At 66.3% G+C, this 18773-nt stretch carries 23 protein-coding genes; 14 read left to right on the top strand and 9 right to left on the bottom strand.

The annotated features are described in order from the left end of the window. Window positions 1-61: 61 nt before the first annotated feature. Window positions 62-703: a tetratricopeptide repeat protein gene (locus MPARV_RS0102070; RefSeq protein ID WP_020377056.1), complete on the bottom strand. Its 642-nt coding sequence runs from the start codon at window positions 701-703 to the stop codon at window positions 62-64. A 38-nt stretch (window positions 704-741) separates the two neighbouring features. On the opposite strand from MPARV_RS0102070, the gene MPARV_RS0102065 reads away from it, so the two are divergent. From MPARV_RS0102065 to MPARV_RS0102050, 4 genes are read left to right on the top strand one after another with little or no spacing between them, the layout of a single operon-like run. Continuing rightward, complete coding sequence (locus tag MPARV_RS0102065; RefSeq protein WP_012230524.1) at window positions 742-1179, top strand: RpiB/LacA/LacB family sugar-phosphate isomerase; 438 nt, start codon at window positions 742-744, stop codon at window positions 1177-1179. Further along, window positions 1172-1894: a ribonuclease HII gene (locus MPARV_RS0102060; RefSeq protein WP_020377055.1), complete on the top strand. Its 723-nt coding sequence runs from the start codon at window positions 1172-1174 to the stop codon at window positions 1892-1894. Before MPARV_RS0102065 ends, MPARV_RS0102060 begins: the two co-directional genes overlap by 8 nt. A 22-nt stretch (window positions 1895-1916) precedes the next feature. Continuing rightward, complete coding sequence (gene ypfJ, locus MPARV_RS0102055; protein WP_020377054.1) at window positions 1917-2867, top strand: KPN_02809 family neutral zinc metallopeptidase; 951 nt, start codon at window positions 1917-1919, stop codon at window positions 2865-2867. A 19-nt stretch (window positions 2868-2886) separates the two neighbouring features. After that, the gene (locus MPARV_RS0102050; RefSeq protein WP_012230532.1) at window positions 2887-3219 is read left to right on the top strand and encodes a hypothetical protein; all 333 of its coding nucleotides are present in this window, start codon (window positions 2887-2889) and stop codon (window positions 3217-3219) included. A gap of 43 nt (window positions 3220-3262) precedes the next feature. Here MPARV_RS0102050 and MPARV_RS0102045 read toward each other — a convergent pair whose 3' ends face one another. Further along, on the bottom strand, window positions 3263-3901 hold the full coding sequence (locus tag MPARV_RS0102045) for a hypothetical protein (protein WP_020377053.1): 639 nt from the start codon (window positions 3899-3901) through the stop codon (window positions 3263-3265). Between the two features lie 63 nt (window positions 3902-3964). On the opposite strand from MPARV_RS0102045, the gene MPARV_RS0102040 reads away from it, so the two are divergent. After that, window positions 3965-4321, top strand: coding sequence for an Lrp/AsnC family transcriptional regulator (locus tag MPARV_RS0102040; RefSeq protein WP_020377052.1), 357 nt, complete (start codon window positions 3965-3967; stop codon window positions 4319-4321). Window positions 4322-4469: 148 nt separating this feature from the next. Here MPARV_RS0102040 and MPARV_RS0102035 read toward each other — a convergent pair whose 3' ends face one another. After that, complete coding sequence (locus MPARV_RS0102035; protein WP_012231233.1) at window positions 4470-5870, bottom strand: IS1380 family transposase; 1401 nt, start codon at window positions 5868-5870, stop codon at window positions 4470-4472. A gap of 349 nt (window positions 5871-6219) precedes the next feature. Here MPARV_RS0102035 and MPARV_RS0102025 point away from each other — a divergent pair, with 349 nt between their 5' ends. The 5 genes from MPARV_RS0102025 to MPARV_RS0102005 all read left to right on the top strand — a co-directional run bounded on the left by MPARV_RS0102025 (window position 6220) and on the right by MPARV_RS0102005 (window position 9785). Beyond that, complete coding sequence (locus MPARV_RS0102025; protein WP_238538801.1) at window positions 6220-6780, top strand: O-acetyl-ADP-ribose deacetylase; 561 nt, start codon at window positions 6220-6222, stop codon at window positions 6778-6780. Window positions 6781-6936: 156 nt separating this feature from the next. Further along, complete coding sequence (locus MPARV_RS0102020) at window positions 6937-8022, top strand: ABC transporter permease (RefSeq protein ID WP_020377049.1); 1086 nt, start codon at window positions 6937-6939, stop codon at window positions 8020-8022. A 47-nt stretch (window positions 8023-8069) separates the two neighbouring features. After that, window positions 8070-8753, top strand: coding sequence for an ABC transporter ATP-binding protein (locus MPARV_RS0102015; RefSeq protein ID WP_020377048.1), 684 nt, complete (start codon window positions 8070-8072; stop codon window positions 8751-8753). A gap of 1 nt (window position 8754) precedes the next feature. Beyond that, window positions 8755-9345: a TetR/AcrR family transcriptional regulator gene (locus tag MPARV_RS22020; protein WP_012230542.1), complete on the top strand. Its 591-nt coding sequence runs from the start codon at window positions 8755-8757 to the stop codon at window positions 9343-9345. A 68-nt stretch (window positions 9346-9413) separates the two neighbouring features. Next, a complete protein-coding gene (locus tag MPARV_RS0102005) occupies window positions 9414-9785 on the top strand; it encodes an HNH endonuclease (protein WP_012230543.1) in 372 nt (123 codons plus the stop codon). A gap of 29 nt (window positions 9786-9814) precedes the next feature. Here MPARV_RS0102005 and MPARV_RS0102000 read toward each other — a convergent pair whose 3' ends face one another. Together MPARV_RS0102000 and MPARV_RS0101995 are read right to left on the bottom strand one after the other, a co-directional pair. Next, window positions 9815-11383, bottom strand: coding sequence for a glycosyltransferase family 39 protein (locus MPARV_RS0102000; RefSeq protein ID WP_031277059.1), 1569 nt, complete (start codon window positions 11381-11383; stop codon window positions 9815-9817). A gap of 62 nt (window positions 11384-11445) precedes the next feature. Continuing rightward, window positions 11446-12051 carry a DJ-1/PfpI family protein gene (locus MPARV_RS0101995; RefSeq protein ID WP_012230545.1) on the bottom strand — a complete coding sequence of 202 codons (606 nt, stop codon included), beginning with the start codon at window positions 12049-12051 and terminating at the stop codon, window positions 11446-11448. 187 nt (window positions 12052-12238) lie between these two features. Between MPARV_RS0101995 and MPARV_RS0101990 the strand changes: the two genes are divergently transcribed. Both MPARV_RS0101990 and MPARV_RS0101985 read left to right on the top strand, forming a co-directional pair. After that, window positions 12239-12853, top strand: a complete 615-nt coding sequence (locus MPARV_RS0101990) for a hypothetical protein (RefSeq protein WP_020377046.1) — start codon at window positions 12239-12241, stop codon at window positions 12851-12853. Between the two features lie 18 nt (window positions 12854-12871). Continuing rightward, a complete protein-coding gene (locus MPARV_RS0101985; RefSeq protein WP_020377045.1) occupies window positions 12872-13216 on the top strand; it encodes a hypothetical protein in 345 nt (114 codons plus the stop codon). On the opposite strand, the gene MPARV_RS0101980 is transcribed toward MPARV_RS0101985, so the two are convergent. Continuing rightward, window positions 13209-13505 carry a hypothetical protein gene (locus MPARV_RS0101980; protein WP_012230550.1) on the bottom strand — a complete coding sequence of 99 codons (297 nt, stop codon included), beginning with the start codon at window positions 13503-13505 and terminating at the stop codon, window positions 13209-13211. The two genes, MPARV_RS0101985 and MPARV_RS0101980, sit on opposite strands and share 8 nt — an antisense overlap. A gap of 30 nt (window positions 13506-13535) precedes the next feature. Beyond that, on the bottom strand, window positions 13536-14351 hold the full coding sequence (locus MPARV_RS0101975; protein WP_012230551.1) for a universal stress protein: 816 nt from the start codon (window positions 14349-14351) through the stop codon (window positions 13536-13538). Window positions 14352-14627: 276 nt separating this feature from the next. On the opposite strand from MPARV_RS0101975, the gene MPARV_RS0101965 reads away from it, so the two are divergent. Then, the gene (locus MPARV_RS0101965; RefSeq protein ID WP_020377044.1) at window positions 14628-15458 is read left to right on the top strand and encodes an EamA family transporter; all 831 of its coding nucleotides are present in this window, start codon (window positions 14628-14630) and stop codon (window positions 15456-15458) included. 42 nt (window positions 15459-15500) lie between these two features. On the opposite strand, the gene MPARV_RS0101960 is transcribed toward MPARV_RS0101965, so the two are convergent. Beyond that, entirely contained in the window at window positions 15501-16661 is a 1161-nt protein-coding gene (locus tag MPARV_RS0101960) for a serine hydrolase domain-containing protein (protein WP_051011864.1), read from the bottom strand. Window positions 16662-16689: 28 nt separating this feature from the next. Next, window positions 16690-17754 (bottom strand): isopenicillin N synthase family dioxygenase, encoded by a 1065-nt coding sequence (locus tag MPARV_RS0101955; RefSeq protein ID WP_020377042.1) that lies wholly within the window; start codon window positions 17752-17754, stop codon window positions 16690-16692. A 35-nt stretch (window positions 17755-17789) separates the two neighbouring features. Between MPARV_RS0101955 and MPARV_RS22015 the strand changes: the two genes are divergently transcribed. Further along, window positions 17790-18722 carry a hypothetical protein gene (locus MPARV_RS22015; protein WP_020377041.1) on the top strand — a complete coding sequence of 311 codons (933 nt, stop codon included), beginning with the start codon at window positions 17790-17792 and terminating at the stop codon, window positions 18720-18722. Window positions 18723-18773: the final 51 nt, after the last annotated feature.

Here is an 18773-nt window from a genome sequence, read left to right as displayed (position 1 = left end):
GTGTTCAGTTGCTCAACCGATCTCCCCGGCCCTTTTGGGCGGTCGCCGGCCCTCGTCGGGGTCAGGACGAACGGCGGAACCGGGCAGCGATGCGGGCAAAGAAACCCTGCTTCGGCGCCGTCACCAGGTCGGCGTCGATGGCGAGGCGAAGCCGTCGCACACCACTGTGCCCGGGATGGGACGCTTCCAGTTGTGTGATCAGACCGTCGGCCCGTCCCAGGCGTCCCCGGCGGCGGGCCACCTCTGCCTCACCCAACGCTCCATCAGGGCGCTCCGGGGCCAGACGCGCGCAGGCCACAGCCCCGGCCTGCGCTGCGTCCAGGTTGTTGGCGGCGAAACCGGCCCGCATCAGTGCCCGTTGGTAGGTCGGCACCAGTGGCTCCCGAGCCACGGCGGCCTCAGCCGCTGCCAGGGCAGGGCCGGCCTGACCCAGCTGTAGCAGAATTCTGGCGCGTAGGTGGTGGCCTTCGGCGGCATCGGGTGCCGACTGCACCGCAGCGTCGGCGGCGCGCAGGGCCTCTTCGGGCTGATGCAGGCTGAGCAACGTTGACGCCAGCAGCGCGTGGCCCTCGCCCAGATTTGGCTCGTCGTGAAGCAACCGACGCAGGCGGCTGACGGCCAGTTCCGCCCGTCCGTCGGCCACCAGCGCCCGCAGCGTGCTGAGCCGGGCCCAGGTGTCGGGCGCCATGGCGTCGTCGTTCACCTCGCAACGCTATCGAGCGTTCGGGTTACCGTGAACCCATGCGCATTGCCTACGGCGCCGACGAGGCGACCCCAACCACCGATTCGGTGGCCGCATGGCTGCGGGCGTCGGGCCACCAACTGGTGAGGGAGTTGGTAGGTGCGCCCTGGCCGTCGGTGGGCGCAGGCGTCGCCCAGGCAGTGGTCGACGGCGTGGCCGAGGTGGGTGTGGTGTGGTGTTACACCGGAACCGGGGTTGCCATGGCCGCCAACAAGGTGGCGGGAGCGCGTGCGGCCCTGTGTGTTGACGCCGACACCGCCACGGGCGCCCGACGTTGGAACGATGCCAATGTGCTGGCGTTGTCACAGCGCCTGACCACCGAAGAGTTGGCTCGGGAGATCATCGGCGCATTTGCATCCGGGGTTCCAGATGCCGACGAGCTCCAGGTCATCGCCGGGTTGGAGCCACAGACCCATTCGGCCGCCCCACATGGCTGAACCGGTGTCGCCGGCACGTCGGACCCGCAAGGCAACCGCACCTTCCCGGCGGCGGACCCGTCCGCCCACCCTTGAATTCGAGCGGTTGTGGTGGGAGCGGGGCGCCGAGTGTGTGGTGGGTATCGACGAGGTGGGTCGGGGTTCGTGGGCTGGGCCCCTGACCGTTGGCGTGGCCGTGCTGCCGGCCGACCGACGTATCAATGGTGTGCGCGATTCCAAGATGCTCTCGGAGGCGCGCCGGGAAGCACTCTTCGACCGTGTGGCCGACTGGTGTCGGGGCTGGGCGGTGGGTCACGCGTGGCCTCGGGAGTGTGACGAGCTGGGCATGTCGGCGGCACAGCGGCTGGCAGCGTCTCGCGCCCTCGACTCGTTGGGGCTGGCGGTCGACGCGGTGCTGTTGGACGGCAAGTGGGACTTCGTGGGTCACGAGAACACCACGATGTTGGTCAAGGGCGATGCCCGCTGTCTCTCGATCGCAACGGCATCCATCCTGGCCAAGGTCAGCCGCGACCGAATGATGCGGGAGGCCGCAGCAAATCACCCCGGATACGACTTCGAATACAACAAGGGATATCCGTGTCCCAAGCACCAGATGGCGTTGCTGGGGTACGGGCCCACGGCCATCCACCGTCGCAGCTGGTCGTTCTGCGATGACCTTCCCTGGCCTCATCAGCGCTACGTGCGGCCCGACCCGCAGCTTTCCCTGTTCGCCTGAGCCGCCCAGGTAGCGTGTCCCCGTGAAGTGGGACCAGGACGCCACACCCGACATGAGCAACGTGGACGACCAGCGATCGTCGGGGGGCGCAGGCGGTGGTTTCCAGTTCCCATTGCCGGGTGGAGGCGGCCGGGGCGGCGGCATGGGCCTTCCCATCGGCAAGGGCTCCGGCATCTTGGGCATCGTGATCGCTTTGGCGGCCATCTTCATTCTGCCGCGCCTGACCGGAGGCGGCGACCTCCCGTTCAACGTCGAGCAGATGGATCTGCCTGGTGCCGTGCCGGAGGCGTCAGGTCCGACGGGCCGTGCGGACGATGCCCCCACCGATGAAACCGGACGCTTCATTGTCTGGGTGTTTAACGATGTGCAACGCACCTGGACCAAGCAGTTCGCTGAGGGACAACAGAAGTATTCAAATGCCAAGCTCAACCTGTTTCGCAGTTCGGTCAACACCGGGTGCGGGCAGGCCTCGTCGGCCGTGGGGCCCTTCTATTGCCCGGCCGACTCTGAGGTGTACATCGATGAAACCTTCTTCGATGAGTTGGCCGACCGTTTCGGCGCACCGGGCGACTTCGCTCAGGCCTACGTGGTGGCACACGAAATGGGCCATCACGTTCAGAATGTGCTGGGTATCTCGGACGACGCGCAGCGCCTGAGCCGAAAGAACCCGGATCAGGCCAACGCGCTGTCCATCCGCCTCGAGCTGCAGGCAGACTGCTTCGCCGACGTCTGGGCCCGCAACGTGTATCTGGACGACTCGGCCAACCGAGGACTCGAGCAGGGCGACATTGAGGAGGGCCTCGGTGCCGCATCGGCGGTTGGTGACGACCGCATCCAGGAACAGGCCACTGGACGCATCGACCCGGAGACGTGGAACCACGGCAGTTCGGAGCAGCGGGTGAAGTGGTTCAAGGTGGGGTTTGACAACGGCCAGGCTGAGCAATGCGACACCTTTGGGGTGGACCGCCCCTGAGCGGTACGATCCTGCCCCTATGGGTCAGCCGGTTGTCGTCACGCAGAAGCAGTCCAGTCGTCCCGGGGTGGTTCGCTACGAGCTGAACCGAACGCTGACCGGTACGGGCCACGAGGTGTACCGGCCCGGGACCGAGATCTCCGGGCATCGCCCGCCGGACCTGCTGGCCAAGAGGTTGCTCGATGGCGTGCGCGGCATCGAGTCGATTCACATCAACGGTGGCGTCGTCACCGTTGAGATGTCGTTTGGCTCGGATGCAGATGCGGCACAGGTCATTATCGAGGACATGTACACCTACTACCGGCCCGGTGTGGCGCTGCCGTCGTTCGAGCGCGAGGAACCCGTCGCGTAGTTGCGGCCGTCGTGACCTCGGCGGCTGCGAGCTCCGTCGTTCTTCAGAGGACGCCGAGCATCGTGTGCAAGCCAAGCGCGGCAACGCCCAGGCAGCCCAGCAGTCGTCCGCGATGGATGAGCGCCGGGGTGAGTACGCGTCCGAGGGTGTCGCCAAGGACTAGAAATCCTCCGTGCACCAGCAGCGACGCGCAGACGATGCCGACGACCCACCCGGGGCCGATGTTGGCTCCAGCGCTCACCGCCAGGGATGCAAATGCCACCAGTGTGAGCGGGTTGATGGCGCACAGGCCGGCGAAGCGTGCGGCCAGGCCCGCCGGGGCGCGGCCGGTGGCCGCCTGCGGGTGACGCGGTGCAGTGCCGGAATCGGTGGAAGCGGTCGCTGTGCAGGACGGCTGAGTCGATCGGGCATGAACGAGCAGGTGGGCGGCCAACACCAACAGTGTCAGACCTCCGGCCACGCCGATGGCAGAGCGATGGGTGCCCAGTAGCCGCTGGAGGCCCAGCCCGGCCGTTGCCGCCACCGACCCGTAGAGCAGGTCGACGGTGGCGATGCCCAGCGGCGCCGGCCAGCCGCGTCGCACGCCGTCGGTCAGGCCGATGTCCACGACCATCAGCGCGATCGGCCCGATGATCATCAGGAGGGGAAGCGATGTGGTGAAGCCCACGACCAATCCGTTCATGGAGTGCAGTGTGGCGGCACCATCACCGTGACGAGCGGGGTTCCCGGCGGCTAGAACGACACGATGACCGTGGAAACCGTGCTACTTGATGACATTGACCATGCTCTCCTTGGCCTGCTTCGCAAAATGGGACGAATGTCATACCGTGACCTGAGCATCGAGGTGTCGTTGGGGGCCAGTGCCACGGCCGACCGGGTGAAACGGTTGGAGCGAATCGGTGTGATCGCCGGATACTCGGCGGTGATCGATCCGGAGACGATCGGACGCACGCTCAGGGCGGCGGTCGACGTCCGGCTCCCCGCCGACGGTGACCATGAGGGTTTCGAGGCTGAGATGAGCCAACTGGACGAGGTGGACCTGGCGGCACACGTCACCGGCCCATTCGACTATCTGACCCGGATATTGCAGCCCGGTTCTTGAACGGCGTGTAGGCCACTGGTTTGGGTGGGTGCTGCCTCTGGTGTGAGGTTGAATGGTGTTTGTCTGGTTTTGGGGCGCGGTGAGGCAGAAGGTTGTGGTGTGGTCGGGTTGTCCGGGCTGAGTCTGGGTGTGTGGGTGCCTGGCCGGGTCAGGCGAACGCGGGCAGGGCCCGGATGCGTGTGAGGGCTTCGATGAACGCGTCGGCCCAGGCGTGGGATCGTGGGAGCCGCAACTCGAGGCCGCCGGCGTGGTTGACAACTCGTGCTGCGACATTGAAGAACGCGAGGCGGAGCCGTTTCCCACGGCACCGTTTGAACGTCGGGGGCAGCCCGAGGTGACGGACCCAGCGGGCGGTGTTGTGAGCAAGCACAGAGGCGTGCCACCACAACCAGTTCCCGAAGAAGTTCTTCACCGGCGCGTGGATCAGCCCAAAGTCTTCCTTGAGTTGCCGGATGGTGTCCTCGGGGATCCCGCCACGAAGCCGATGGTGGGCCTCGACCTCTGCTGGGGGTGCGAACAGGGCGGGAAGGTTCGTGACAATCGCATGGAACCTCCAACCGTCAAGATCATCAAAGGACAACTGGTCACCGGCGCTGGTGCGTTGACGGCGCACGATCATCCGCAACATGCGCCGGGTCTTGCCTTGCCCCATCACGAAAGGTGTTTCTGCGACCTCGGAACCCCGCTTGGCCTCGCCGGCCAACGCTGGCACCCATTGCGTGTCAGGGTTGGTGGCCAACGCCCGGACTTTCGCTTTCACGTTGGACCGTTGTGGCGCGGTCACGGAGAACACCCCACCCAGCGCCTCGACGGTGTCGAACACGGCGTGTTGGTAGCCGGCGGAATCGACACGGACCCACAGGTTCGTTGTTTCCCGGACCGGGCCGGGGATCGCCGACACACACTCTCGAATGAACCCGGCGTTGTCCCGGCCCGGATGGGCATTCCCAGACCGGGCACGGATCGCGAGCACGTCACCGGTCTCACCACACACCCCGATCAGCGGTGACAAGCCAACCTCGCCCCGGTAGGAGAACTTCGAACCTTCCTTGTCCGGCCCGTAGGTGTCGACCAGCGTGGCATCGGGATCAACCGTGACCATCCCACCAGAAGGTCCCGCACCCGACGCCCACGCCCGAGCCAACATCGTCCGGTTCACCGCCGCGGCTTTCTGGACCCGACCAAAATCGGCTCCGCCACAAAACCGGAACATCGTCGCGTGTGAGGGCAACACGTGAGCGCCCCGCAACTGTTGGGTCGGCCCATCCAACAGGGACCGGTCCGACAAGAAATCGCCTCCGGCCAACAGGATCTCGACCAACGCCCGATAGCACTCCCCGCCGGTGTAGCCGCCAGGCCCGATCGGCCGCAACCGGCGCCCATCGGCGACACCGACCAGGTTCAGGTTGTCCAACATCGGTCCCCACAACGCCACCCCGCCCACCCCGGTCACCTTGTCATCGCTCACCTTGACCTTCACCGAAGCACTCCGGCGGCGGGGCTGTCCGATCAGTTCCCCGGCATCAAACAACGCGCCTGTAGCATTCACCTGGCAGGTGCTCCTGTCGCTAGTCGAATAGAGCTGTTCGTACTCTCCATTCTTCCAGCCAGCAGGGGCACCTGCCGCGTCAAACCACCAACAACCCGCTACCCGGCTGCAATATCCGGGTCTGATCCTGATGTCGGTGGCGGGCGTGCCACGCCTGGATGACATCGTCCGCAGTTGGGGTCGCTCGTTTCTTGCCGAAACCTCCACTCGTATTCTGTTGCATACCGTCGAGTTGGCCAATCAACCCGGGTGAATCGTTGCTGGGTTTTGTCGGAATTCGTCGATCGTCTCGATGCAGCGGCAGAGAGCCGGGTTGGCCGGCTCGGAGCGGCGGCGACACCATGCAACGATGGATGACGTGGCTGCGGGTGACGGTTTCGATGACGCGGGGATGGTGGCTGAGATGCCACGCTTGGACGCCGTCCTTGGCGACATCACCGGTGAAGCGGTTGATGCCATCGTGAATGCCGCAAACTCGTCGCTGCTTGGTGGTGGAGGGGTCGACGGTGCAATCCACCTGGCCGCTGGTCCCGAACTGGTGGACTTCTGTCGACATCTGGGGGGCTGTCGAACCGGGCAGGCCAAGACCTCGCCGGGGTTCAAGCTTGCTGCCCGATGGATTATCCACACGGTTGGACCCGTGTGGCGGGGCGGTGAGGTTGGCGAGCCCGAAGCACTGGCCTCGTGCTACCGGGAGTCGCTGATGCGAGCCGACGAGGTGGGTGCCCGGAGCATTGCGTTTCCGGCGATCTCCACCGGCGTCTTTGGGTACCCTGCTCAGCCGGCCGCTCGGATTGCGGTCGAAACGGTGCTGAGCACGTCGACCTCCGTGTCGCTGGTGCGGTTCGTGTGCTTCAGCCGGGACGACCTGGACCTGTACACGGTGCTTCTGGCCGACCTCGTGCGCTGACGGTCAAAGATGCACCGCCGGCAGGCGCGGCAGGCCGGTGCCGGGTTGGTCGGGATGCGCCATCTCCTTGGTTTGTCGACAGTCCGTCGCTATGATGTCAACACAGTGTCGCCATCTGGACGATGCGCAGTCAGTGTCCCTGCGAAGGAGACCCGCATGTTCCTTGCGTTACGAGACCTTCGGTTCGCCCGAGGGAGGTTTGCGCTGGTTGGCCTGGTCATTGGGCTGGTGGCGCTGATGGCCACGCTGTTGTCGGGTCTGGCCAACGGGCTGGTCGACGACGGCATTTCCGGCCTGCGCAACCTGCCGCTGACCAACCTGGCCTTTCAACCGGGCGCCGACGGCACATTCAGCCGATCCACGTTGACCGATGCCAACCTCCAGGCGTTTGAGGGGCTTGACGGCGTGCAGGCGTCACCGATCGGCGTGTCGTTCTTCAACGCGAAGAAGGCCGATGGTTCAACCATCGACATGGCGCTGTTTGGTATCAGCGAGAACAGTTTCCTCGCCCCGGCTGGAGAGGCGAAGCGCTCGCTTGCCGGGCCACCCGGCATCATTCTGAGCCACGAGTTTGAGGCTGAGGGGCTGTCGGTGGGTGACGAACTGACCATCGTGGGCGTCGATGAGCGGCTTCCGGTCCTTGGCTTCACCTACTCGGGGTCGTACGGCCACGTGCCCATCGCCTTCACCTCGCTGCCCACCTGGCAGAGCCTGTTGTACGGCAACAACGCCAAAGGTCGCTTCTCCGCCATTGCGTTGAAAGCGCCCGATGGCATGTCGTTTACGTCAGCCGAGAAGGCCTCCGACACCGAGGTGATCTCCAAGGTGGCGGCCTACGCCGGTTCGCCCGGATACACGGGGGAGACCTCCACCATGAGCCTCATCCAAAACTTCTTGGTGGTGATCTCGGCGCTCATCGTCGGTGCCTTCTTCACCGTGTGGACCGTGCAGCGCACAGGTCAGATCGGGCTGCTCAAGGCGCTGGGCGCGTCCAACGGCTACGTGCTGCGGGACGCGCTCGGTCAGATGGCGATCGTGCTGGTGGGCACCGTTGCCACGGGTTCGCTGGTCGCCGTGGGCCTGGGGCAGTTTGTTGGCGGCGAGGCCCCGTTCCGGCTGGCGGCAGGGCCGATCCTCACGTCGATGGGCCTGCTGATCGTGTTCGGTCTGGTCGGTTGTCTGATCGCCGTGCGTCGAATCACGTCGGTTGATCCGATTGTCGCGCTGAGGAGCCAACCGTGAACCCGTCAACCTCAACCATCGTTTGTACCAGCGGCGGGAGCCCGGCCATGAGCCTCAACCTTGACAACGTCACGGTCACCGTGCCGGACGGCCTGGCCGAGCGCACGATCCTCGACCGGGTCTCGCTCAGCGTCGAACCGGGTGAGATCGTCGCACTCACCGGCGCCTCCGGATCGGGCAAGTCCACGCTGTTGGCCGTCGCTGCGTTGCTGATGGTGCCACAGACCGGTCGAATCACGGTGGCCGGTACCAATGCCTCCGAAGCCGGCGACAAACAGCGAACCGCGCTCCGGCGCCGTCACATCGGCGTGATCTATCAATCGGCCAACCTTTTCCCGTCGCTGACCGCCAGGGAGCAGTTGCACCTGACCGCCCATGTTGGCGGCCACCTCGACTCGGCTGCCCGTCAGCGTGCCGACGAGTTGCTTGATCATGTTGGGCTGACGTCCCGCGCCGGCGCCAGGCCCGCCGAGCTGTCCGGCGGCGAGCGGCAGCGGGTGGGTATCGCCCGGGCGCTCATGGGGCGCCCCTCGGTCTTGTTGGCCGACGAACCGACGGCGGCCCTGGACAGCGAGCGAGGCGAGGCGATCATGGCCCTGCTCGCCGAGCAGGCTGAGGCTGCGGGTGCTGCGACGATGGTGGTGACCCACGTGCCCGAACAGCTTCACGCCACCCGTACGCTGTCGATCGCCAATGGCCGGGTGTCCGAGTTGATGGCGGCACGCGGCTGACATGCCGAAGATCACGGGGGATTCCATCGCCGAACACGTGGCGGCACAGGAGACGGCAGTCATTGGGGCCACGGTGGCGCTGTTTGCCGAGCGTGGTGCCGTCAACGTCACGATGGCTGATATCGCCGGCGAGGTGGGCCTGGCGCGGACCTCGGTGTATCGCTACTTCCCCACGAAAGGGGCGATCGTGGCCCGCTGGTTTGAGACGGCCATCAAGCCGATCATCGAATCCGGAAATCGGATAGCGGCCGACGACGCCGACCCGCAGCTGCGTTTGGGGCGCTGGGTGGAGGCACAGCTGACGTTTCTCGCCCACGACGAGCACCAGGCGATGATTGCGGCCGCCCGCGACCTTGACGACATGCCCGAGGATGTTCGGCTCAGCATCGGAGCGCGCCATCGGGAACTGTACGCGTCGCTTCGGCGCATTCTCGGCGAGCTGTCAGGGCCGGTGGACGATGCGGTGGTGGAGGCTCGCGTGCTCATGATCACCGGGTTGCTTGCGGGCTTCGGCGACCTGCTGGACACCGGGATGAACGAAGCCCGGTGCCGGGCCGAAATGCAGCGGGTCGCCCGCTGCATCGCCGGGTAACCGGTCGCTTCGAGCGGTTGAACCGGGGGTCGCCCGGTTCGGCCCGACGGTCACCTACCGTTTCGGCCATGGCCGTCAACCGCAGCCGCCGCGCCAGGGCGTCCCGCAAACGCAAGCGTCGCATGGACCGGGTCGATCACGACCTCACCGACGAACAATGGTCGGCCATCCAGGAGGCCTGGGAAGGCTGCGCCTACTGCGGGACCGGCGCAGAACCCCTCCAGAAGGACTGCGTGCTGGCGCTGTCACGGGGCGGTCGTTACACGCTGGACAACATCGTCCCGGCATGCCGCTCGTGTAACGCCAGCAAGTGCAACGACGAGGTCACCGGGTGGCTCCGCCGCAAGCGCCTCGACGAAGCAACCTTTCTGACCCGCCACTACGAGATCCGGGCCGGGCTCGCCGCTCGGTTTGCGTCGGAGCCCACCGCAAGTCCGTGAGAACTCAGGTCCTCGAATCGCCGGTCGGCCTAATTCTCCTCCCAGAACTGAATCATCTCAACGTCGCCGATTTTATGTGAGCCGATCTGAGACCAGGAGCTCCTCGACCGAGGGGGGATGACCAACATGTCGCGCTGGGTATTGGAGAGATAGGTGACCGCAACGTGAGGGCCTTCACCAGGGGGACAGATCACCCCGAGCACCCGCACGTTGCAGAGCACATAATTGTCGGTCCCGAAGCGTTCATCCAACCAGTCATTCGCCACGAACTTTTCCTCGCCCCAACTCACCATCAGGTCGCCAGACGCCGAATTCAACCCGCCGACCATCGGGTTGAAGTAGGTGAAATCTCGATCGGCAACCACAAGGATGTGACCCCAGAGGACGATCACGGCCACCGAGCACACGGCGGCGCTGAGCGCCGCAGGTTGACTCCGGATCAGGCGGCGAACGTGATCGCCGACGAGTAGGTCGGTCGAGATGGCGATCAGAACCAGCACCCCGGCCACCAGTGCTGCGCTGTAACGATCGAATTTCTTTGCCGACATGCCGATGACCAACAACTGCGAGGCGTTGAAGACTCCGAAGAGCAACCATCTTGTGTCGAGTCGTCGGGCCAGAAGCGCTGCCGGAATGGTGAGCAGGCCGAGAAACGACCACGGCGTGAGGCGGTACGCAAGGACCCACAAGTAGTAGTACCAGGGCGGCGCCATCGTCACGGCACCTCGAAAGAACTGAATGTGCCCCGATTCCATCAAGCGCGCCGAGGACCTGAGGGCCTCGATCTGCCGAGCCGGATCCACGACGAGTGCGGGCCAGGCCACCGCCACCGTGATGATCCCCGCGCCAAGGCAGGCCCCGAGCACCCCGGTGAGACGACTGTGTGCCAACCCTCGGATCCGGTCGCCCCAGGACCCGGATTGTCGTTGCCAGGTTCGTGCTCCGACCCAGATCACGCACACGGCAAGCGCCGGCACAACGGCTGCGGCCGACAACTTGGTCAGGCCGGCGAAACCGAGGGTCACGCCCGCCAGAGCACCCAGTGCCACCGGAGAGCGCTCCTTTCCGGCAAACCCAAGTGCGCGACAAAACGCCACAAAACCGATCAATGAAAACGACATGACGAGAGAATCGGTATGAAACATGGTACGAAGTGCTGTCAGGAATGGTTCTGTCGCTATGAGGAGACATGCAAGAAGGGCGGTCATGGTGCCCAGAAGCCGGCGACTCACCAGCCACAACAGCGCCACCAGTGCGGCACCCAACAGCGCCATTGCCCGGTGGACGTTCGGCAGGCCCGGGCCGTTGGATCGCTCCACGCAGGTGCGTAACGACGACGGGGTGGTGTCCGAGACGCACTCCGCAATGATCACGAGGGAACCGACCCACAGCGTTGGTACGCCCGGCATGGTGATGCTGACCGATGTGGTATCAAAGTTGACGTCATAGGCGGTCAGCCGATTGAGGTCACCAGTGACCAAACCGGTGGCAAACTGCTGCGAGCGTTGTTGCCACAATTCTTCATCGTTGTATTTGGAACGGTTTGCTGTGACCAAAGAGCCGGACAGCGCGATGGCGAAGAGCGCGCAGGCAACCATGACCCCAACCCGGCGCTGACCGCTTGTGGTTGGGCCGACGTCGAGGGGCAGGTCGCAGCGGCTCAAACGTCGGCCTGATACGGCGGTGCCGGGTCGTAGGCGATGTAGCGCTGCACCGCCCTGGCGTGGGCCGGGTCGTGGATCTGGCCGATCAGCCACAGTGCCATGTCGATGCCGGCGGACACACCTTTGCTGGTGACGACGTTGCCGTCTCGCACCCAACGGGCGTCCCGGACCACGGTGCAGTCGCCCCGCTCGGCCAGCGTGTCCTCGAATCCCCAATGGGTGGCCACGCGCCGGCCGGCGCCCAGCCCGGAACCGACGAGCAACAGCGACCCCGTGCAGACGCTGGTGACCCACGAGGCGGTTTGGCCGACCGAAGCCAACCAATCCAACAACGTGGCGTTATCGATCTGAGTTCGGGTTCCCTGCCCGCCCGGCACCACGATCACGTCGAGCGGTGGGTGATCGGCGAAGGTGTGATGCGGCACCACCACCATGCCTTTGGCGCAGCGCACCGGTTGGTCGCGCTCCGCGATCATCACCGTCGTGTCGGGATTGGCGCCTTCGGAGGCACGCAGCATCGCCGATGCGGTGATCACCTCCCATGGGCCGACAACGTCCAACTCCTCAACGTCGTCGAACAACAGGAACCCGTAACTGGTCATGGGGTGTGCCTTCTTGGTCAAGCTACGAACGTCACGACGTGGGTTCGGCCTCCGGGGCGACTCCGATCCTGAACCAATGGGCACGTGACGTCAATCGCCGGAGCCTGCGCCACCGACGGATTGGTTCCTGCCGGTCTGTCCACGGCTCGGTGCGAGCCTTCCGGCGTTTTCTCCTACCGTGTTGAGGATGGACCGTTTGGGTGTTCCGGATTCCGAGGCGTTGGCGCTCGACGAGGCGGTGGCTCAGATCTGTGGTCCGGGCGCCTCGTTCAGCAGTTCTCAGCGCACCGCTATGGCGACCATGGCGCGCCGAATCTGGATGGATGGGCTTGCGTCTTCCACCGCTGACGTGATTGCCGAAGCCGTCGCTCGTTTGACGTTGGATGCACACCGCGTTCGGCCCGAGTGGATCGCCTCGGTGTCCGACCGGGGAGTGACCCCCATTGAACTGGTTGAACTCCTTGGTGTCGTGTCCAGAACCGTGGCCGTTGACACGTTTTGCTTTGCGCTCGGGGTTGCCCCGTGGCCGCTCACCGAGCCGCCGGGCAACGGTGAACCCCATGGAGAGGTCGACCCCGCAGCAACGAACAACGGGGGATGGCTACCGACGGTTGGACGTGCCTGGCCGACCAACGCCCTCTCCGCGCTTCCCTCCGATGAACGGGCGATGCACCGCCTCCATGCGGCGCTGTATCTGGCGATGGACCAGATGGGCGACATGGATGCGCATCGAGGACTTCACCGAACCCAGATGGAGTTGGTGGCTGCCCGAACCTCGCTGCTGAACGAATGCTTCTTTTGACTGCTCGCTCATGCCGGCATGCTCCGTGCGAGCGCCACCCGAACCGATCGACCGTTGAACCTGGCCGCGGTCACCGACCCAACGCAGGACTCACAACTTGAATGGGGTCGGGAACTGTTGGTGTTCACCGATGCAGCGCTCGCACGCGATCGTGCGGCGATGAGGTCGGCGAGGGAGGCGCTGAAACTTGTGGCCGGGCCCGAAGCGGTCGTTCGGGCTGCTGGGTGCGCTGGCAACTTTCAGATCATGAACCGCCTGATGGACACCCTTGGGGTACCGGTGAGCCGCGCCGGCCTGGCGCTCGCAGAAGAATTGGGATTGGACCTACCCGACCATTTGATGCCGCCGCCCGGTACTACTTGATGGGATCGTCCGATTTGGGGTCGTGCTTGCGTGACAGCATGGCCCAGACGTCATCGGAGCCCATCGCCAGATGCTCGTGGCGGGTCAACGCGTGGATGACGTCATGGAGGCTTGACTGCAACCGCTCGGTCTTGGCCAACGCATCCTGGTGAAGATCGCCACCCTCCGCATGATGTGCGGTCAGCATTGCCATGACGTCGTCGGCATCCGCTGCCAGGTGCCCCAGGTGGTGGGCAAGGGTTTCCTGGTCGGTGCCGCCTGGTTGGCTACTTTCAGATTCCGTTGGCATGCGACGGCTCCTTTCGTGTGGGTGAACGGGTCAGGTGTTGCTCCGCGCTGCTGGGTGCGGCACCACGATCAAGGGACGGTTGGCGTGGCTCAGAAGCTGGGCTGGAACCCGGCCGAGAATCAGACCCCCAAACCCGCCGCTGCCACGGGTGCCCGTCACGATGGCGGCGGCGTCATGGGCATCGCCGTGTTCCAGGATCACCTGTGCCGGATGGCCTGCGGTGGGGAAGAACTTGAGCGGTGCGGCGACGCCGCCCGCCAGGTCGGCTTCGATCTGGCGCCAACGCTCGGCCTCGTCCTCGCTGAGCGATTCGTAGGCGTGCACCGCATGCACGGTCCCGTTCGTAGCCGACGCCAACGTCGATGCCAATTGAAGCGCCGGCGACGGGTCGCCGGTTGCCTCCACCCCGACCACGAAGACCCCTCCATCCAGCGTTGGGGCGCCCGGGCCGACCATGGCCACCGGGACGTGGCAGTGGTGCAGCAGGTGGTGGGCGGGGTTGCCCTCGCCGAGTCCTCCCGGTTCGTGTGAGTCGTGGGTGCCGACCACGCACATGGTTGGCTGATGCTCGTTCACGTAGGAGGCGATGGCGGCGAGAGGCTTGTGTTCGTTGAGCACCACGACGTCGGCGCTCGCCGCGCCCGCGTTCTTCGTGGCCTGCTCGATGTCCTGTCGGCGGCGCTGGTCCAGTTCGGCGAAGAACTCGGGAGGAGCCTCGGCTGAGACCGGGGCAACGATGCTCAGCACCTGCAGCGGGGCCTCGAGGTGTTGGGCCAATCGGGCTGACCACGTCAGGGGCTCGATGGAACTGTCGTGGGTTCCAAAGGCGACGGTGATGGCATTCATGATGCACCCTCCATTCCCAACCAGCCGGTTGAATCCGACCTGGCTTTCTTCTGTTCCCGTGCAGTATCCCCCTCAACCATCTTCTTTGCAGCGCGGCTTCGCACGGTTGGCGGACGGTGCCTTCCGTTGCGCGGTCCCACCTGACGATATGGGCTGTCGCCGGTGCCTGTGGGCCGGTCATGCTGGTGCGGTGCCGCTGCCGGGTTTCGCGATGATGGCCAGGGGCGGTCGATGGTGCTGTTCGAACGTGCGTAGTCGCAGGGCGGCGCAGCGCACGTGAGCCTCGGCACCTTTGTGATGGTGTTGGTGGCGGCCATGTTGCATGCCGCCTGGAACCTGGCGATGAAGGACAGCGGCGATCGGCTGGTGGCGGCGTGGGCGATCATGGGGGTCGGCGGGCTGGCGAGCGTGCCGGTGCTGGCTGCGCTGGGCCCGCCGCCATCCGCAGCGCTTGGTTGGCTCGGCGTTTCGGTGTGTATCCACGTGGGCTACGCGCTGGCCTTGGCCCGGGCCTACGAGCTGACGGACCTGGCCGTGGCCTATCCGGTTGCCCGTGGCACCGCGCCGTTGCTGGTCACCATCGGCGGAGTGACGCTGCTGGGCGATTCGATCGCCCCGCTCGGCGTCGTGGGCGTGGTCGTGGTCTCGGCCGCGCTGATGTCGATGATGCGCCGGGGCAGCCTTGCCGGCTACCGGTGGGCGGTGCTCACGGGGCTGTTCATCGCCGGGTACACGCTGAGCGACGGCGCCGGGGTGAGGGCCGGTGACGACGCCATCCGCTACATCGCCGTGCTGTTTGTGTTGCAAACCCTGGTGTTGAGCGTTGTGGTGCTGCGCATGCGGGGATCCGGAGCCATGGCGGCGGCGGTCCGGGCACAGCCGTTGCGGCTGACCCTGGCGGGCCTTGGCGGAGTGACGGCCTACCTGCTGGTGCTCATCGCTTCGCGAACCAGCCCGCTGGGCCTGGTTTCGGGGCTGAGGGAGACCTCCACGGCCTTCGGGGCGCTGGGCGGGTACCTGTTCCTGGGTGAGTCGGTGACGCCAAAGCATGCGGCGGCCATCGCAGCGGCCATCGTTGGGGCGCTGTTGATCCTCGCCGGTTCCTGATCGGCGAACCCGCCCTTGCGGCAGACCCGCTTGCGTCGATACTCAGGCGGTCCAGATGCTCAGCAACTCGTCCGCAACCTCGCCGGTGACCGGTCCGTCGGGGGTGTTGCACGTGACGGCCACGGCGGTTTGCCCGGTTGGGGCGACGACGAAGCCGGTGTCGAAACCCGACCATTCGCCCGAGTGGGTGAGGATGGAGTCCTCGACGCTGCCGGTGCCTTCGATTCCGGCGCCCCGGCTCGGTTCGGGGTAGCTCATGATCCCGAGGCCGTACCGGCCGCCGTCGCCCATGTCGACGGCGTGGTCCATCCGCAGGTCGGTCAGACCCGGCGGCAGGTCTGAGGACCAGTACTGGGTGCCCCACAACGCGAGTTGCCCGGGTGTGGTCTGCACGGCGCCGTCGCCCACCTGCGCCCAAGGGCTGTCGGCGGGCTTCCACCCGGCGTCGTCCTCGTAACTCTGGGCTGTTCCAGCCGGCGATGGGACCCTCGCCGAGTTGCCAGGGCTCATCTCGGCATCCAGGTCCAGCGGCCCAAACACCTGGTCATCCAGGTAGCTCGGCAGGTCCTGGCCGGTGGCGGCCTGCACGATCTCGGCCAGCAGCACGTAGTTGCTGTTGGAGTACTCAAACTTCGAGCCGGGCTCGAACGCCGGCCTGGTGCCACGCAACGCGTCGACCGCATCGGCCTGGGTGGACGGGGCCATCAACTCCACCCCTCCATCCTCCAGCAGTTCGATGTAGTCGGGGAGTCCGCTGGTGTGGTGCACCAGGTCATCGATGGTGACCTGTGCCGACCAGTCGGGAAGTTTGTTGAGGTGGTCGCTCACCGAATCGTCCCACGAGATCGTGCCATCGTCGATCAGCAAACCCAGAGCGGTCGCGGTGAACTGCTTGGAGGTGGACCCGATGTCCACCAGCGTTTCGGGGGTGAAAGGTTCGTCGCGCTCAAGGGACGCCCGGCCGTAGGCGGCGGACCACACGATCTGACCGTCGACGTTTACTGCGGCGCTGCAACCCGGACCGTCAGGCCCGATCGGAGCGAACAAGGCCTCGGAGTCGGCCGAGCGAAGGCGCCCGGTGCTCTCGGCGCCGGAGGCGCTGATGCCCGATGGGCCGCAGGCGACGGCGACGGTCAGCAACCCGGCGACGGCGGGTTTGAGGCACCGCGATCGGTTGGGGGGAGCGGGTCGAGGTGCGGTCATCGGGTGAGGCGGTCGGGACGGCCTGGTCTCAGGGACCGACCGAGCTGAAGAGTTCGGGAAACACCCGCGCCACCTTGGCGGTGAGGTACTGGCCGTAGGTGCCGGACCAGGCGGCCGGATCGGCGCCGTCCCAACGGGCTGAGGTGGTGGGGGGTGTCGCCGGATCGTCGGCGGTGATCGGTAGCGGGCGCACCTGGGCATCCCAGGACGGGTCGAAGAACAGCGGGAACGACAGTCGGCTGCGGCCGCTGGTGTTTCGGACGCGGTGCAGCGTCGAGCGATAGCGGCCGGCGGTGATCGCCTCCAGCATGTCCCCCAGGTTGCACACCATTACGCCGGGCTCGGCGGGGACCTTCACCCAACCGTCGGCCACTCGAACCTCCAGACCGCCGCTGTCGTCTTGGGCCAGCAGCGTGAGCAGCCCGTAGTCGGTGTGCTCTGCGACGCCCCAGGCAGGGGGCGTCGCAGCGTTCGGATGCGCATCGGCATCGGTAGCGGGCGCTGGGCCGTCAGGCGGTCGCGTGTCGGGGGGATATCGGAAGATGCGAAACAACACGGTGGGGTCGGCGGTCAGGTGTGTGGCGAACCAGTGGGGATCGAGCCCGAGCGCGATGGCCAGGCCCGACATGATGGCGTGGCCCACCTCGGTGACGGCCTCCATCCAGTCGATCGCTGCCGGGCCGAGCCCATCGGGGTGGTCCGGAAACAGGTTGGGGCCGTGCAGAGGGAGCTGCGCCAGCACCCGCGGATCGTCCGACGGCAACTCGGTGCCGATATAGAGCCCCTCCTTCCGGTCGGGTCGACCCGAGGTCAGCTCGGCACCCACCGGAAACCAGCCCCGCCAGGCCGACCCGGCCTTGGCCATGGCCACCTGGGACTTCTCCTCGTCGCTGCGGGCAAAGAAGTTGCGGGCCTGCCCGTCGAGTTTGCGCAACAAAGCCGGGTCGATGCCGTGGCCGGTGATTCGGAAGAAACCCCAGGTGCCACATGCCTCGTTCAGCGCGTCGGACACCTGTCGCCGGGCCGGACTCACCGGTGACCCGTGTGAGGCACTCATCAGCGGGCCGATGTCGACCAACGGCGGAACATTCACGCCCTCAGTCTTGCCGGTGGACAGCGGCCATTGACATGAACGAACGAGTGTTCGATGCTGTGGCGATGGCCCTTGCGCTCCCACACGACCTGTCGATCCCAGCGTTGGCAACCCGAATCGAGGACCCGGCGGAGCGGCGGGCCCGCGTGCGACAGCTGGCGGCGGGGCTGGCCCCGGTCAGCCTGGCATCCCAGCAGCGGTTGCCGGTGGTGCCGGCGCTGGCCCAGATGCTGCCCGCCGGTGGGCCGTCCCGCGGTTCCACCGTCTCGGTGGGAGGGCGGTGTGGTGCGTTGTCGTTGGCCGCCTTGTTGGCGGTGGAGGCGAGCAAGGCCGGTTCGTGGGTGGTGGCCGTGGGGATGGCCGAGTTCAACTGGGAGGCGGCGCTGGCGTTGGGTGTGGTGGCCGAGCGGTCGGTGGTCGTCCGGCTGACCGAGCGGTCGCGGGCCACCGAGGTGATGGCGGCCCTGGTCGATGCCGCCGACGTGGTGCTGGTGGGGCCCGAGGTGGTGCTGGCGGCCTCGGCGGTGCGCCGGCTGCGGGCACGGGCGCGGGAGCGGGGCAGCGTGTTGATCCGGGTACAGCCTCAACACGCCCGGAGGGTCGCTCAGGGGGCGGTCACCCGAGAGGTGGGGCGGCGTGGTCTCACCGCTGCTTCGGATGATCGCTGGGAGGGTGTCGAGCTGTCGCTTCATGCCCGCACCCTCCAGTGGAGTGGGCTGGGGCAGGGCTGGGGCCATCTGGCCGGTCGGCTGGTGGAGGTGGTTGTGGGCGGTCGCCGACAGTCCAGTGGCGGGGGCCGAAGCCTGCTCTGGTTGCCTGATGTGCAGGGTCGAGTGCGGGTACCCGAGCCGGGCGAACTGAGTGGGCTCGAACGCGAGGGCCTGGTCGGCGCCGACGGGCGGGTCGCTCACGCGGCCGTCGGTCGGCTTGCCCCGGTGGTGGCGTTGCGTCCCACCGGCACCGGCTGAGGCTGCCGCCATGTCGAGGTTGTCGAACGGCCCGCAGGTGGCGAAACCGGC

This window comes from Candidatus Microthrix parvicella Bio17-1, assembly GCF_000299415.1.
GTDB lineage: Bacteria > Actinomycetota > Acidimicrobiia > Acidimicrobiales > Microtrichaceae > Microthrix > Microthrix parvicella.
This window is presented reverse-complemented; position numbering and strand designations above follow the sequence as displayed.

What these genes read in the sequence shown, in the direction of transcription:
- MPARV_RS0102050 (WP_012230532.1), top strand. Translation starts at nt 2,887, where the DNA reads ATGGGTCAGCCGGTTGTCGTCACGCAGAAGCAGTCCAGTCGTCCCGGG.
- MPARV_RS0102025 (WP_238538801.1), top strand. Translation starts at nt 6,220, where the DNA reads ATGGATGACGTGGCTGCGGGTGACGGTTTCGATGACGCGGGGATGGTG.
- MPARV_RS0102005 (WP_012230543.1), top strand. Translation starts at nt 9,414, where the DNA reads ATGGCCGTCAACCGCAGCCGCCGCGCCAGGGCGTCCCGCAAACGCAAG.
- MPARV_RS0102045 (WP_020377053.1), bottom strand. Translation starts at nt 3,901, where the DNA reads ATGAACGGATTGGTCGTGGGCTTCACCACATCGCTTCCCCTCCTGATG.
- MPARV_RS0102020 (WP_020377049.1), top strand. Translation starts at nt 6,937, where the DNA reads ATGTTCCTTGCGTTACGAGACCTTCGGTTCGCCCGAGGGAGGTTTGCG.
- MPARV_RS0101975 (WP_012230551.1), bottom strand. Translation starts at nt 14,351, where the DNA reads ATGAATGCCATCACCGTCGCCTTTGGAACCCACGACAGTTCCATCGAG.
- MPARV_RS0102000 (WP_031277059.1), bottom strand. Translation starts at nt 11,383, where the DNA reads ATGGTTGCCTGCGCGCTCTTCGCCATCGCGCTGTCCGGCTCTTTGGTC.
- MPARV_RS22015 (WP_020377041.1), top strand. Translation starts at nt 17,790, where the DNA reads ATGAACGAACGAGTGTTCGATGCTGTGGCGATGGCCCTTGCGCTCCCA.
- MPARV_RS0101960 (WP_051011864.1), bottom strand. Translation starts at nt 16,661, where the DNA reads ATGACCGCACCTCGACCCGCTCCCCCCAACCGATCGCGGTGCCTCAAA.
- MPARV_RS0102065 (WP_012230524.1), top strand. Translation starts at nt 742, where the DNA reads ATGCGCATTGCCTACGGCGCCGACGAGGCGACCCCAACCACCGATTCG.
- MPARV_RS22020 (WP_012230542.1), top strand. Translation starts at nt 8,755, where the DNA reads ATGCCGAAGATCACGGGGGATTCCATCGCCGAACACGTGGCGGCACAG.
- MPARV_RS0102040 (WP_020377052.1), top strand. Translation starts at nt 3,965, where the DNA reads ATGACCGTGGAAACCGTGCTACTTGATGACATTGACCATGCTCTCCTT.
- MPARV_RS0102060 (WP_020377055.1), top strand. Translation starts at nt 1,172, where the DNA reads ATGGCTGAACCGGTGTCGCCGGCACGTCGGACCCGCAAGGCAACCGCA.
- MPARV_RS0101995 (WP_012230545.1), bottom strand. Translation starts at nt 12,051, where the DNA reads ATGACCAGTTACGGGTTCCTGTTGTTCGACGACGTTGAGGAGTTGGAC.
- MPARV_RS0101980 (WP_012230550.1), bottom strand. Translation starts at nt 13,505, where the DNA reads ATGCCAACGGAATCTGAAAGTAGCCAACCAGGCGGCACCGACCAGGAA.
- MPARV_RS0102015 (WP_020377048.1), top strand. Translation starts at nt 8,070, where the DNA reads ATGAGCCTCAACCTTGACAACGTCACGGTCACCGTGCCGGACGGCCTG.
- MPARV_RS0101990 (WP_020377046.1), top strand. Translation starts at nt 12,239, where the DNA reads ATGGACCGTTTGGGTGTTCCGGATTCCGAGGCGTTGGCGCTCGACGAG.
- MPARV_RS0101985 (WP_020377045.1), top strand. Translation starts at nt 12,872, where the DNA reads ATGCTCCGTGCGAGCGCCACCCGAACCGATCGACCGTTGAACCTGGCC.